Annotated in this window: 14 protein-coding genes; 9 read left to right on the top strand and 5 right to left on the bottom strand. The window is 30.3% G+C overall.

Annotation, left to right across the window (positions count from 1 at the left end; all coding sequences use genetic code 11):
• Positions 1-270, top strand: coding sequence for an integrase core domain-containing protein (locus ACTS9J_RS06555; RefSeq protein WP_286496467.1), 270 nt, complete (start codon positions 1-3; stop codon positions 268-270).
• A 222-nt stretch (positions 271-492) separates the two neighbouring features.
• Here ACTS9J_RS06555 and ACTS9J_RS06550 read toward each other — a convergent pair whose 3' ends face one another.
• The 4 genes from ACTS9J_RS06550 to ACTS9J_RS06535 all read right to left on the bottom strand — a co-directional run bounded on the left by ACTS9J_RS06550 (position 493) and on the right by ACTS9J_RS06535 (position 3,827).
• Positions 493-1,002 (bottom strand): transposase, encoded by a 510-nt coding sequence (locus ACTS9J_RS06550; protein WP_448353054.1) that lies wholly within the window; start codon positions 1,000-1,002, stop codon positions 493-495.
• 24 nt (positions 1,003-1,026) lie between these two features.
• Positions 1,027-1,470: an IS110 family transposase gene (locus ACTS9J_RS06545; RefSeq protein ID WP_448353053.1), complete on the bottom strand. Its 444-nt coding sequence runs from the start codon at positions 1,468-1,470 to the stop codon at positions 1,027-1,029.
• Between the two features lie 940 nt (positions 1,471-2,410).
• Positions 2,411-3,289: an IS982 family transposase gene (locus ACTS9J_RS06540; RefSeq protein WP_219034401.1), complete on the bottom strand. Its 879-nt coding sequence runs from the start codon at positions 3,287-3,289 to the stop codon at positions 2,411-2,413.
• 85 nt (positions 3,290-3,374) lie between these two features.
• Positions 3,375-3,827 carry a hypothetical protein gene (locus tag ACTS9J_RS06535; protein ID WP_286495600.1) on the bottom strand — a complete coding sequence of 151 codons (453 nt, stop codon included), beginning with the start codon at positions 3,825-3,827 and terminating at the stop codon, positions 3,375-3,377.
• A 444-nt stretch (positions 3,828-4,271) separates the two neighbouring features.
• Between ACTS9J_RS06535 and kduI the strand changes: the two genes are divergently transcribed.
• Genes kduI through ACTS9J_RS06495 form a run of 8 tightly spaced genes read left to right on the top strand, consistent with a single transcriptional unit; the run spans position 4,272 to position 13,669 of the window.
• Positions 4,272-5,108 (top strand): 5-dehydro-4-deoxy-D-glucuronate isomerase, encoded by an 837-nt coding sequence (gene kduI, locus ACTS9J_RS06530; protein WP_448353052.1) that lies wholly within the window; start codon positions 4,272-4,274, stop codon positions 5,106-5,108.
• A 7-nt stretch (positions 5,109-5,115) separates the two neighbouring features.
• On the top strand, positions 5,116-5,898 hold the full coding sequence (locus ACTS9J_RS06525; RefSeq protein WP_312356883.1) for a gluconate 5-dehydrogenase: 783 nt from the start codon (positions 5,116-5,118) through the stop codon (positions 5,896-5,898).
• A gap of 14 nt (positions 5,899-5,912) precedes the next feature.
• The gene (gene uxaC, locus ACTS9J_RS06520; RefSeq protein ID WP_219035359.1) at positions 5,913-7,310 is read left to right on the top strand and encodes a glucuronate isomerase; all 1,398 of its coding nucleotides are present in this window, start codon (positions 5,913-5,915) and stop codon (positions 7,308-7,310) included.
• 8 nt (positions 7,311-7,318) lie between these two features.
• Positions 7,319-8,326, top strand: a complete 1,008-nt coding sequence (locus tag ACTS9J_RS06515) for a sugar kinase (RefSeq protein WP_219035360.1) — start codon at positions 7,319-7,321, stop codon at positions 8,324-8,326.
• Positions 8,327-8,328: 2 nt separating this feature from the next.
• On the top strand, positions 8,329-9,003 hold the full coding sequence (locus ACTS9J_RS06510) for a bifunctional 4-hydroxy-2-oxoglutarate aldolase/2-dehydro-3-deoxy-phosphogluconate aldolase (protein ID WP_221855132.1): 675 nt from the start codon (positions 8,329-8,331) through the stop codon (positions 9,001-9,003).
• Positions 9,004-9,048: 45 nt separating this feature from the next.
• Positions 9,049-10,569 carry an MFS transporter gene (locus ACTS9J_RS06505; RefSeq protein ID WP_221855134.1) on the top strand — a complete coding sequence of 507 codons (1,521 nt, stop codon included), beginning with the start codon at positions 9,049-9,051 and terminating at the stop codon, positions 10,567-10,569.
• A gap of 19 nt (positions 10,570-10,588) precedes the next feature.
• Positions 10,589-12,046: a tagaturonate reductase gene (locus ACTS9J_RS06500; protein ID WP_286495604.1), complete on the top strand. Its 1,458-nt coding sequence runs from the start codon at positions 10,589-10,591 to the stop codon at positions 12,044-12,046.
• Between the two features lie 9 nt (positions 12,047-12,055).
• Positions 12,056-13,669: a UxaA family hydrolase gene (locus tag ACTS9J_RS06495; protein ID WP_221855138.1), complete on the top strand. Its 1,614-nt coding sequence runs from the start codon at positions 12,056-12,058 to the stop codon at positions 13,667-13,669.
• A 1-nt stretch (position 13,670) separates the two neighbouring features.
• Here ACTS9J_RS06495 and ACTS9J_RS06490 read toward each other — a convergent pair whose 3' ends face one another.
• Positions 13,671-14,693 carry a LacI family DNA-binding transcriptional regulator gene (locus tag ACTS9J_RS06490; protein ID WP_038330468.1) on the bottom strand — a complete coding sequence of 341 codons (1,023 nt, stop codon included), beginning with the start codon at positions 14,691-14,693 and terminating at the stop codon, positions 13,671-13,673.
• Positions 14,694-15,122: the final 429 nt, after the last annotated feature.

The raw sequence follows: 15,122 nt of genomic DNA, 5'->3' as shown, positions 1-15,122 counted from the left end.
ATGACAGAAAAAGGTGATCCCTATGAAAATGCAATGGCAGAAAGAGTTAATGGAATAATTAAAATGGAATTTAATTTATATGAAAGCACATTAGGTTTTAATCAGACAAAAATTAAAATTACTAATAGTATTAAAACTTATAATGAATTAAGACCACATGCAAGTTGTGATTATTTAACTCCAAATGCTGCGCATTTGCAGTCAGAAAAATTAAAGAAAAGATGGAAAAACTATAATAGAAGTTTTAATTATCAAAACTCTCTTGTATAGTAAATTTAGGATTAAGATCAATTGGTGTATAACTATAATAGGATTTATTTAAAAACATGTATAGTTATTTTAGGACGGGTCATAGTAGCGGGATACTCCCAACATCAAGGCAAGATGAAGGCAACATAGTGGCAGTAGAATGTATGTAAACGATTTTAGAATTGAGATATGAGAATTGTAATAAGTATTAAGTATTTGAAATGTAGTCTGTCAAACTGATTTCTATGACAAAATCAAGTTATTTTTATAAATAGTTTGATTTTTAATTAGAGCATAAATCCGATGAATAATTTTGTTTCTCACAGCGTTTAAAACAGCCATTTTATTTTTACCTTGTTCAACTTTTCGATGATAGTAAATCGCCAAGTCATTTTCTAACCGAATAGCACTCATAGCTGCTAAATGCAATAGTTTTTTCAACTCTTTATCTGCCATAGTTGATACTTTTGGTCTTCGTTTTATAGATGTTCCAGACTGAAAATCAAATGGAGCTACTCCTGCATAACAAGCCATTTGTCTTGGCGTATTTATAGTTGTAAAACCATCTGTTTTTATCAACATATTAAATGCTAAAACTTTTCCTACTCCAGGGATTGATTGTATTCTTTTATAATGATCGTAAAGTTGTTCATCTTCACAAATTAGCTGATAGATTCTATCTTCTATTTCATTAATTTGTTTCGTTAATATATCGATGAGTTTAGTGTTTAAACGCAATACAGCTTTATCCATAGTTGGTTTTAAGAATTGATCGTCCTATGTTTGAGCTAATAATCCTGCTCTTATTTTAACTCGATGTTTTCTTTCAGCATTCAATAGTTTAATTTTTTCAATGACCTTTGAATTAGGTTTCCATTGCTGAAGATCCATATAATTTTTCGATAAAAATTGAACGATGCGTTCACTATCAATTTTATCGTTTTTACCTCTAACCAATCCCATACTTCTTTTCAAATGCAAAGGATTGATTACATAAACAGTAAAAGAAAAATGGATTAAAACACTATAAAGCATAGCGTTAAATCGACCTTTGTTTTCCATTCCAATCAAAATATCTTGTTTCTTATCAAACTGTTTGAAAAAAACTTTGATTGCTTTTTCTGTATTAGGAATGTTATCAAAACGATTCACTCCAGTTTCTTGAATACAGATGTCTAAAGTTAATTTACTTACATCAATTCCAATAATAATTTTTTCCATAAATTTGAATTTAATGAGAAGAGAAACTTATCAATAACTCGATTCCTTACTAATGGGTTATAAGCCCGAATTTCTATTTGAGAATTTGATAAGAAAGAGTTGAGTCTTTATCAGCTTATGAGATTAATATAGCTCTGAATTCATTATAGTGTACTCAAACTCTATTCTCTTCTTTTTTTACAATTTAATCTTTTTCAAATCTAAAGGAATTCATTTCAGCTTCTCATCCAATGGATTGAAGCTCGTCTGCAAATCGTATGTCAACTCTAAAATCCGTAGTTAAAAGTGATAACGAATTTGAATAGTGAAAAAGACAAAAGATTTCTCGATACTTCGAAATGACATATTGAATGCGATTCTGAGACAAGCCCAGAATGACAAAATTCATTGTTAAAAATAAATCTGAATATAGAAAAAGGATATAGAAACCGGCAACTCTCACGTTAAGAAAATGTTTGAATGCAGCGTTAAAAAGGTTTTAGCCCGTAGGGTTTGTAAAATCTTTAGTGGAATGAGAATATTTTTAGTAGAGAGGTTTACAACCAAGTCTTGCTTGTGCTGAGCCTGCCGAAGTATTGATTACTTTTTTACTCATTTCCCCGTAGGGCATATGAATACCGATAATTAAAATATATAAGCTATGAATAAAAAAGTGATAGAAAGATTTCTCAATATCTCGAAATGACATATTGGATGCAATTCTGAGACAAGCTCAGAATGACAAAATTCATTATTAAAAGTAAATTTGAATATAGAAAAAGGATATAGAAACCAGCAACTCTCACGTTAAGAAAAGGTTTGAATGATACGTTAAAAAGTTTTAGTCCGTAGGGTTTGTAAAATCTACTTTTTTTCTTCGTTTTGGATTTGATCCAATACGTTGAAGTATAAACAATACTATTATTTACTTATGCACTATTATGATAACCCGTTGTGCATTTTAAATAATTTGGGTTTTTAGATTATTAATATTTCGATTAAAGTATGTTTTATTAATGTACTGAACCACAGTAAGAGCAGTAATTTTAGCTAAAATTCTGGTTTTAAACCCTTCGAAAGTCTTTGCATAATTTCGTCTAATCATAAACTGATCACATAGTTGAGAAAATAACGTTTCAATTCTTTTTCGATACTTTTTGAATGGACAAAACTGAGGTTTATACTCTTTTTGATTGGATCTTTTCGGTGTTTCTAATCGAATATTAGCTTCATTAAATAAGTCAATTTGAATTGTTTGCGACAAATAACCTTTGTCCCCAAGTAGCAAACAATCATACATTTGAGTTTTAACATCTTTCAAAAAATGAATGTCATGAACAGATGCGGGACTGATATCAATACTCTGGAAAACACCATTTAAAGAACAAATAGCATGAAGTTTATAGCCATAAAAAGACATTTGCTGAGAAGCACAAAAACCTCTATTTGGTGCACTATACTGATGTTCTTTGCAAATTTTCGAGCGATTAATTCTTGCTATTTTACACACTTCCAACGGCATACTATCAACTATGAAACAATTTTCAAATTCATTAAATTCTTTCGCTAATTTGAGGCGAATACTATTAATTTGCTCTGATAATCTACGTTTTCTACGATTGTAAATACTACGCTCAATTTTACAACTTAACGCATTAGGAAGATTTCGAAATAAATGATTTTCACTATCAATACCCATAAATTCAGCTGTTAAGACAAGACTGATGAGTTCTAAATCAAAAAGTTTAGGTCTTCTACGTTGATAAATTAAAAGTGTATCTGTTGATATTTTTCGAAGAACTTCCAATATTCTTTCGTAATTTGCAAGTAAGTTGTTCATTGTAAATGTTTTGTAATTAAAACAATTTACTGATTTTCAATCAAATGAACAACTTTATTCTTTATTAATCAAAATGCACAACGGGTTAAAAAATAATTATATTATAAGAATTGATAGGATAAAGTGCTAAAAGAATTGATTTACTACTAATGAAAAATGTTGATTCTTTATACGGTAAATAATATATTTTTTTATTTGTTAGTGTAGATAAATCATACGAATTATTTCTGCTTTTTTTAAGCTTTGAGTTATTTGTATTTTTTCTTTTGATTTTTTCTTTTGATTTTCTTTGTTTTATATTTTTTTCATGGTTAATAGAATCTTTAATTTCAAAATTAGATATAATTGTATTTTTAGAAATGTAAAAAGTAGTATTTTCTTTTATTGTGACTAAACCTTTAGAAATTGTTGGAATAGAATCATCTCTTTCTTTTATTTCAACATTATGCGCATTAATATAAATTGAACAAAAAAAGCAAAACAATAAAAGGTAAGTAGATGAGAAATGATCGAGAAATAGAAATAAAACTCGTCTCATAATCCATATTAATTAGTTAATTAAGTTAAAGATACATGATTTAAAACAGTTTTTTGAATATTTAACATTTATTATTATAAAAATTTTTTCTGAAACAAATCATTCGACTTTCTGAATTTTAAGTTTTAGTATCTACTCTTAATAATAGAAAACTAAACAAAATATTAAAAGGTTTAATAACCAAAATATAATTTACAAAAATGTAACTTATTTTTTTCTCTCTTTGTTGTCATATTCAATATTTCAACAAAGAGTATTGTTAAAAATATTTACGAATAAATTTATTTCCAAACAACTACATTCATCATCTTTTGAAAAGAAATTTTTATAGTGTTTTATGTACATTATTAAAAAACTTTTTAATACTTTTACAAAACATCATCTCGATGTATTTTTTTAAATTTAAAATGTAATCGATTACATTAATTTTAATAAATAACTATTATGATAAATTCTGAATTTAGATATGCACATCATCCTAATGATGTTAAAAAATATACAACTGAAGAACTAAGAGAACATTTTTTAATTCCTGATATATTTATAGAAGATCAGGTGAAGTTAGTCTATTCGATGTATGATCGCTTGATTATTGGTGGTATTTACCCAGCTAATCATGCAATAACTTTGGAACCAACAACAGATCTTAAAGCAGATTTTTTTTTAGAGAGAAGAGAATTAGGAATTATAAATGTTGGTGGAAAAGGAAAAGTAACTGTTGATAGAACTGAATACGAATTGAACAACAAAGAAGCTTTATATATTGGTAAAGGAAATAAAGAAATCGTTTTTGATAAACTAAATAACGAACAACCTTTGTTTTATATCAACTCTGCTCCTGCTCATCATTCGTATCCAACTAAGAAGATTACAAAAAATGAAGCTGAAATTGTTGAGTTAGGCGATTCTAAATATGCAAACAAAAGAACAATTAATAAACTTATTGTAAATAGTGTTTTAGAAACTTGTCAATTACAAATGGGTATGACCGAATTACATCCTGGTAGTGTATGGAATACAATGCCAGCTCATACACATGAAAGACGAATGGAAGCATATTTTTATTTTGATTTAGAACAAGGACAATCGATTAGCCACTTTATGGGACAACCAAATGAAACACGTCACATTTTCTTACAAAACAATCAAACAGTTATTTCACCAGAATGGTCTATTCACTCGGGTGTAGGTACTTCAAATTATACTTTTATTTGGGGAATGGCTGGTGAAAATATGGATTACAGCGATATGGATGGTGTAAATACGGATGAATTAAAATAATAGAATTATGAATTTATTTGATTTATTAGGAAAAATAGCTTTAATCACAGGTGGAACACACGGTTTAGGATTAGCAATGGCAGAAGGATTGGCGCAAGCTGGTGCTGAATTAGTTATTACAAGTACAACTCCTTCAAAATTAGAAGAAGCTTTACAATATTATAAAAGTAAAGGATTTACTGCAACAGGATATATTTTTGATGTAACTGATCAACCACAAGCAAAAGAACAAGTTGAATTGATCGAAAAGAATCATGGTAAAATTGATATTCTTGTGAATAATGCTGGAATTATAAAACGCGTTCTTGCGGTAGATATGAATGTCGAAGATTTCAGAAAAGTTATCGATGTCGATTTAGTTGGTCCTTTCATCATGTCGCAATTGGTTGCAAAAGGAATGATTGAGCGTAAAACTGGAAAAATAATTAATATTTGTTCGATGATGAGCGAATTGGGACGAGACAATGTTTCTGCCTACGCTTCGGCAAAAGGTGGATTGAAAATGTTAACGCGCAACTTAGCTACAGAATGGGCAAAACATAACATTCAAGTAAACGGAATCGGACCTGGTTATTTTGCAACTTCACAAACAGAGCCGATTCGTGTGGACGGAAATCCTTTCAACGAATTTATTATCAACAGAACGCCGACTGGTCGTTGGGGAAATCCCGAAGATTTAGCTGGAACAGCGGTTTTCTTAGCTTCGGAAGCGAGTAATTTTGTTAATGGACAAATCATTTATGTCGATGGAGGAATTTTAGCAACAATAGGTAAACCATCAAACGAGTAAAATTTAAATATTATATGAAATCATTTATAACTGATACATTTTTATTACAAAATAAATATGCCGAGGAATTGTATTTCAACTATGCTGAAAAACTTCCTATTATAGATTATCACAATCATTTATCGCCAAAAGATATTGCAGAAAATAGAGTTTTTGAAAATATTTCGAAAGTTTGGATTGCTGGAGATCATTACAAATGGCGTGCAATGCGAACGTTAGGAATTAACGAAAATTGCATCACAGGAAATGCTTCTGATTTAGAAAAATTTGAAGCGTGGGCGAAAACTGTTCCTCATACGCTTCGAAATCCTTTATTTCACTGGACTCATTTAGAATTAAAACGATATTTTGGAATCGATGAATTATTGAACGAAAATAACGCAAAAGAAATTTTCGAGAATACTTCCGCTCAATTACAACAAGCAGATAAATCTTGTCAAGGTTTATTAAGTTTAGTAAATGCTGAAACGGTTTGCACAACTGAAGATCCGACAGATACGTTAGAATATCATATAACGTTAAATAAAAGCAATTTCAAGACAAAAGTTAGTACAGCTTTTCGACCAGATAAAGCGATTCTAATTGAAAATCAGGATTACAATTCTTACATCAATAAACTTTCTGAAGTTGTTGGTTTCGAAATTAATTCGTTCCAAAACTTGAAAGATGCGTTATATAATCGAATTGAAGCGTTTAATGCAATCGGTTGCAAAATTTGTGATCATGGTTTGAATAATATTTCTTACGTAGAATTTACTGATATTGAAATTAATACAATTTTCGAATCAAAAAGAAATAATCAGCCGTTAAATCATACTCAAATCGAGCAATTCAAAACTGCCCTACTTCTATTTTTAGGGGAAACATATCACCAATTTGGATGGATTCAACAATATCATTTAGGCGCACTTCGAAATAACAATGCTCGTATGCATCGTATTTTAGGTCCTGATACAGGTTGGGATTCTATCGGAGATTTTAAACAAGCGGCTAATCTTTCTAAATTCTTAAATAGACTTGACGGAAATGATAAATTAACAAAGACAATCATCTATAATTTGAATCCAGCTGATAACGAAATTTTCGCAACAATGATTGGAAATTTCAATGATGGAAGCGTAAAAGGAAAAGTGCAATTTGGTTCGAGTTGGTGGTTTTTAGATCAAAAAGATGGAATCATCAAACAACTAAATGCCCTATCTAATATGGGGTTAATAAGTTGCTTTATTGGAATGTTAACAGATTCAAGAAGTTTCTTATCTTTCCCTAGACATGAGTATTTCAGACGAGTAATCTGTAATTTATTCGGAGAAGAAATGGCAAATGGCGAATTACCAAATGATATTGAATTAGTTGGAAAAACAATATCAGATATCTGTTATTACAATGCAAAAGAATATTTTGATTTTTAGATTTATTTATGAGCAATAATATTTTGACTTTTGGAGAAGTTTTAATGAGAATTTCTCCATCAAATCATAAAACTTTGCAACAAAGTAAAGAAGTAGAATTCTTTTTTGGTGGAACAGAAATGAATGTTGCAGCTTCTTTGTCTACTTTTGGTTGTAAAACGCAACACATCTCAAATGTTTCGAATGATTTTGTTGGAGATGCAGCTATTTCCTACATGAAAAGTCTAGGAATTGATGTTTCATTTATTAAAAAAAATGAACATCCACTTGGATTATATTTTTTAGAAGTTGGTTCTGATGTCAGACCAAGTCGTATCGCTTATAACCGATTAAATGGTTCTTTTTCAAATATAAAACCAAACGAAGTTGATTGGAATAAAGCCTTAGAAAACTGTAACTTTTTTCATTGGACAGGAATAACACCTGGAATTTCAGAATCTGCTTATCAAACTTTAAAACAAGGTTTACAATTCGCTTATTCCAAAGGTATTCATATCACAACTGATCCTGCTTACAGAAGTAATTTATGGAATTACGGTAAAAAAGGACAAGATATTTTGAAAGAATTAATCGGATATTCAACCATTTTTATTGGAGGTGTTAATGAAATTAATGAAATTTTAGAAACAAACTTCTTAACGGATAAAAATGGGTTTATTGAAGCTTCTAAAACATTGATGAAGGAAATTCCATCAATTCAAAAAGTGTTTGATAAAATTAGAATTGGAATTAATGCAAGTTCGCAAGCAACACAAGGTAGAGCTTGGATTAACAATGAATATTTAGAAACAGAAGAAATTCATATCAACCATGTCGTTGATAGAATTGGAACTGGCGATGCATTTGCTGCAGGTTTGATTTATGGTTTGATTAATCACGATGATCAATTTGCTTTAAATTTTGCAAACGCAGCTTGCGCAATGAAACATACTATTTTAGGTGACACAAATTTAGCTTCTGTTGATGATATTTTAGAGTTAGTTAATGGAAATTTTGGAGGAAGAATAAAAAGATAAAAATGGCACGATTTACAAGAATAGAAGTCGCTTTAAAAGCAAAAGAAACTGGAATTGTTCCTGTTTTTTACCATCAAGACATCGAAATTTCTAAAAAAATTATAAAAGCTTGTTACGATGGTGGCGCAAGATTATTTGAATTTACAAACAGAGGCGATTTTGCGCACGAAGTTTTTTCTGAATTAAATAAATATGCGGCAAAAGAATTACCCGAATTAATCTTAGGAATAGGCTCTGTTTTAGACGCACCAACAGCAGTATTATATCTTCAATTTGGAGCAAACTTTATTGTTGCCCCTTCTTTAAATCCTGAAGTAGCAAAAGTTTGTAACCGAAGAAAAGTAGCTTGGATGCCTGGTTGTGGATCTGTTTCGGAAATTTCTTTAGCAGAAGAATTAGGAGCAGAAATCGTTAAAATATTTCCTGCAACACAAGTTGGAGGACCAGATTTTATCAAAGCTATAAATGGACCAATGCCTTGGACGAATATTATGCCAAGCGGAGGTGTTATGCCTACAAAAGAAAGCATAACAAGCTGGATAAATGCTGGCGCTTATTGTGTTGGAATTGGATCACAATTGTTCACAAAAAATTCATCAAATGAATATGATTACTCTCAAATTGAACGAACAGTTGGAGAATCAATACAAATTTATAAAGAATTAAAAAATATATGATTTAAAGGAAGAAGTCAAAAATAATAAATCACAAAAACACACTAAATGAAGAACGAAACTTCCATTAAACCAAGTAATTTTAGATGGACTATTTGCAGTTTACTATTTGTTGCCACAACCATAAATTACTTAGATCGTCAAGTTTTATCATTAACTTGGAAAGATTACTTAGTTCCAGAGTTTCACTGGAATAATAATGACTACGGAAATATTACCGCACTTTTTTCAATATTTTATGCTGTAAGTATGTTATTTGCTGGCCGATTTATTGACAAAATGGGAACTAAAAAAGGTTTCTTATACGCTATTGCAATTTGGTCAATTGGAGCATGTTTACACGCTTTTTGTGGAATTGCAACAGCAGGGTATATTACAGATAATTGGTTTGTTGGATTTGCTGGAGCAAAAGAAATCTTAGAAAAAGTAAGTGACACCTCATTAATTATTTCAACAAGTGTTAGCTTATTTATTTTTGCTCGATTAATTTTAGCAATCGGTGAAGCTGGTAATTTTCCAGGAGCAATCAAAGCAACAGCCGAGTATTTTCCGAAAAAAGACCGTGCGTTTGCAACAAGTATTTTCAATGCTGGTGCTACTGTAGGAGCATTAGCTGCTCCTCTTACAATTCCATTTATTGCAAAATCGATGGGTTGGGAAATGGCTTTTATCATCATCGGAGCATTAGGATTTATTTGGATGGGATTTTGGATTTATTTATACCAAGTACCACACAAACATCCAAAAGTTAATAGCGCTGAATTAGAGTATATTCAACAAGATATAGAAGAAAATACAGAAACATCTACAGAAGGAAGAAAACTAACTTTTTCTGAATGTTTTAAATACAAACAAACGTGGGCTTTTATCTTCGGAAAATTTATGACAGACGGTGTTTGGTGGTTCTACCTTTTTTGGACTCCAGCTTACTTAAGTTCAGTCTACAAGATGGATAGCACACAAAGTGCCTTACCTTTGTTTGTACTTTACATCATCACATTACTTTCTATTATTGGGGGATGGTTACCAAAATATTTTGTCGATAAATTAAACATGAATCCATATTCGGGAAGAATGCGCGCAATGTTAATTTTTGCTTTCTTTCCATTATTGGCATTATTAGCTCAACCTCTTGGTGCAACCTCTTTTTGGATTCCCGTAATTATCATCGGTATTGCTGGAGCAGCTCATCAAGCTTGGTCTGCAAATATTTTCTCTACAGTTGGTGATATGTTTCCTAAAAGTGCTATTGCTACAATAGTTGGAATCGGTGGTATGGCTGGTGGAATTGGTTCTTTTTTGATCAATAAATCATCAGGAGTTTTGTTTGATTATTCACACAAAAACTGGACAACTATCGATGGTACTCCATTATTAGAAAAATATCCTCAATACATCAACGAAAGATTACCAGAAAATTTACTTTCAGATTTAGAAAAATCAGGAGCAATTATAGTTGATGGAATCAACAAAGGTTATATGATCATTTTTACAATTTGTGGGGTTGCTTATTTAACAGCATGGATTGTCATGAAAATATTAGTACCAAAATACAAAGTGATTAAATAATCAATTTAAATTCAATAACTTGAAAACAAAATTAAATAAAAAACTATATCATCAAGAAAATGAACTTCCTATAAAAATTATTCAATTTGGAGGTGGAAATTTTATGCGCGCTTTTACAGACTATGTAATCGATAAACTGAATAAAGATGCCAATTTTAATGCAGGAATCGCAAACATAAAAGTGACACCTTCTGGAAGTTCATTTCATACTTTTGAAGAACAAGATAATCTGTATACTTTATTTATTCGAGGAATTAAAAAAGGTGAATTGATTGATGAAAATCGTGTTATTTCTGCGATTCAAAAATCGATTAATCCTTATAAAGAATACCAAGATTTTTTGAAATTAGCAAAAGAAGAACAATTGGAATTTGTTTTTTCTAACACAACAGAATCTGGAATTGTATTTGATCCTTCAGAAAACAAATTAGAAAATGCGCCCCACGAAAATTTTCCTGCAAAATTAACTGCGTTCTTATATGAAAGATATCTTTATTTTAATGGAGATACTGACAAAGGTTTAACAATTATTCCATGTGAATTAATTGAGAATAACGCCATTATTTTGAAAGATTATATTTTAGAATACGCTAAATTATGGAACTTAGAAAATGAATTTATTACTTGGATTAACACTTCAAATAAATTTCATAATACATTAGTAGACAGAATTGTACCTGGATTTCCAAAAGATGATTTAGAAAGCTACACAAATCAGTTAGATTATGAAGATGAATTGATTGTCGTTTCAGAAGCGTTCTTATTTTGGGCAATTGAAGGCGATGAAAAATTGGAAGAAAAAATTCCTTTTAGTAAAGCAAATGAACAGATTTTGCTTGTCAAAAATATAGCACCTTATCGTACTTCTAAAGTTCGAATTTTAAATGGCGCTCACACTTCAATGGTTCCTTTTTCTATTATGTTAGGTATAGAAACTGTTCGTGATGCAATCGATAACAAAGTAGCTGGAGATTTTATTAAAAATATTATTTATAATGAAATCATTCCTATCCTTGATTTACCAGAAGAACAATTAAAAGAATATACAGAAGATGTTTTAGATCGATTTAGAAATCCTTTTATCAAGCACTATTTATCGAGTATAGCGTTAAATTCTATCTCTAAATTCAAAGTTCGTGTTCTTCCAAGTTTATTAGATTATGTAGAGAAATTCAATCAAATTCCGAAAGGAATTACATTTTCTTTGGCTTGTTTAATTCGTTTTTACAAAGGTGATTGGAACAATGAAGAATTACCTATAAATGATGACGAAGCGATTATAAGTGAGTTCAGAAATATTTGGAAAAACAATGATTATCAACAAATAAGTCATTCTGTTTTGAAGAATATAAATTTCTGGGAACAAGATTTGACAAAGGTTAATCAATTAGAAAATGAAATTGAAAAAGCTCTTCGGCTAATTGATGAATATGGAATTGAAAAATCTTATGAAATATATAGCAACCAAACGATTTAAGAGAAAAAAATGCAGAAAAAAGCTATAAAAGTTAATCCAACGGATAATGTAATTGTTGCATTAGTTGACCTAAAAGTAAATGAAATTGTGGTCGTTGATAATGCTGAATATGAAATTCAGAAAGATACGAATGCGAAACACAAGTTTGCTGCAATAGATTTTGTAGAAAATGACACGATTACGATGTATGGTATTACTGTCGGAAAAGCCGTTTGCAACATAAAAAAAGGTGAAGTTATTACGACTGAAAATGTAAAACATCAAAGTTCTAAAGTCGAAAAGAAAACAGCTACAACGTCATGGACTCCTCCAAATATCGATAAATGGAAAGACAAAACATTTATGGGATATCACAGAGAAGACGGACAAGTTGGAACGGAAAATATTTGGTTGTTTTTTCCTTTGGTTTTTTGCGAAAATAGAAATGTTGAAATTTTGAAAGATGTTTTCGAAAAAGAATTATTATTCGAAAAACCATCAAAACATCAACTGCTTTTACGTTCGTTAATTCAGAATTCTGATGAAAACGAGCAAGACACAGATGAAGAAGACACTAGAGTATTCAAAAATATTGATGTTAAATTCGTTACACATCAAGGAGGTTGTGGCGGAATTCGACAAGATGCTGAAGCTTTAGGAAGATTGCTTGCTGGATATGTAAACAATCCGAATGTCGCTGGTGCAACAGTCCTGAGTCTTGGGTGTCAGAATTTACAAGTTGATATTTTTAAAGAAGCTTTACATAAAATCAATCCTGATAATCAAAAACCAATTATCGTTTACGAGCAACAAAAATCTGGAACAGTTGATAATATGTTGAACGGTATTATTAAAGATTCGTTCGAAGCAATCAAAAAAGCCAATGAAATTGAACGTAAACCAGCTCCATTATCTAAATTAGTTTTAGGATTAGAATGTGGAGGATCAGATGGTTTTTCTGGTATTTCTGCTAATCCAACCTTAGGCTATTTATCAGATATTATGGCTGCAATTGGAGGTGCTACCATTTTGTCCGAATTTCCCGAATTGTGCGGAGTTGAACAAGAATTAATCAATCGTTGTGTGAATGAAAAAGATGCCGAAAGATTTTTACAATTAATGAAAGATTTCGAAGATTCTGTTGTTGCCGCTGGTTCTGGATTTGACATGAATCCTTCTCCTGGAAATATAAAAGATGGATTAATAACAGATGCGATGAAATCTGCTGGTGCAGCTAAAAAAGGGGGTTCCTCTCCTATTCAAGATGTTTTAGATTATACAGAATATATCAAAAAACCTGGTTTAAATTTGCTATGTACACCAGGAAATGATGTTGAATGTACAACTGCATTAGTCGGAACTGGATCTAATATCGTCTTGTTCACTACAGGTTTAGGAACGCCTACTGGAAATCCTGTTGCCCCTGTTGTAAAAATTTCTTCGAACACAGCATTACAAGAAAAAATGCCTGATATTATCGATTTTAATACGGGAGAAATCATTACTGGAAATAAAACAATTGAAGAAACCGCTAACGAACTTTTAGAATTTATCATAAAAGTTGCAAGCGGTGAAGTCAAAGTAAAAGCTAAGATTTTAAATCAAAACGATTTTATCCCTTGGAAAAGAGGCGTTTCTTTATAACCTATTTTCTTTTCGAAGATTTTCGAATATGAATTTGAGGATTTAAAACAACCTTTTTTTCTATGCTTATCCCTGAAAAATTTTCGTTCATATATTCCAGAAATACTTGAGCGGAAATTTTTCCCATTACATCTGGTGTCTGATCTACACTACTAATAGGTAATTCCATATATTGCGTAAATGGCTCATTACTAAAACCTATTATTGCAACATCTTCAGGAATGCTTATATTTTTCTTTTTCAATTGTTGACAAGCTCCCAACGCTGCATAATCACTGGCCGAGAAAATACCATCTGGTGGCGATGATAAATTCCATAATGTTTTTATTGCTTCAACCCCATCTTCTATCGAACTTTTAATTGAAAAAACATATTCTTCTTTAAAAGCTAATTTATTATCTTTCAATGCATCGATATAACCATTGTAACGATTCTGATAAATCTCTAAACGCAAATCTCCAGATAAATGACAAATTCTACGACAACCTTGTTTAATCAAATGCTCGGTTGCCAAATATCCACCCTTATAATCATCAATTGTTACAGTACTGATTCCTGCAATATCTTTTTTACGGTCAAAAAATATGATTGGAGTATTAGATTCTTTTGCAGTTTCTATGTGCGAAATATCTTCCGTCGTTTTAGAAACAGACATAAAAATACCATCAACCTGTGCATTCAATAATGTATTTAGTTGTTTTCTTTCTAAATCTACATCTTCGTGACTTTGACAAATAATAACATGGTAACCATGTGGAGACAACTCCTCTTCTATCCCACGAATTAGAGATGAGAAAAAATTTGTATTAATATAAGGAACAATAATCCCAATATTATTTGTCTTCCCACTTTTTAGAGCCTGCGCTAAAGTATTTTGTTTGTAATTAAGCTCTTTAGCAGCTTTCATAACCAACTCTTTCGTTTTCTGACTAATTTTAGGATGATCGTTTAAAGCCCTCGAAACGGTAGCAGCACTAATATTCAATTTTTCAGAAATATCATATATTGTAGCACTTTTTTTCATAATAAGGTAAAATTCAAGTTCGTTATCAAGATTCGGTAAATATAAATTAAATCTCAATAGTATTATATAGTAATGTATAAATTACAATGGTTCTAAAACTATTAAAAAGCATTCAAAACACATTTGTAATCGATTACAAATTTACTTCAATTTATATATTTTTATATTCAAAAATTCAATAAATCACCAAAAAAATTATGATCTAAATTAACCACTTTAGCTTATTTAAGTTAGAGTATATATAAATATCAGTCAACACAAACAGATATTGTATTAAATATCAATAACTAACAAATAGATTAATTATTTTTTATAAATTTTAATATTTTATTTGATTTTAAAAAAAATAGTTATATTTTAGTGTACTATATACATTTTTATATTTAACAATGTAATCGATTACGCTAAAAATTATTTAGTTTAACAGAA

Source organism: Empedobacter sp. ULE_I140, from assembly GCF_053482575.1.
This window is presented reverse-complemented; position numbering and strand designations above follow the sequence as displayed.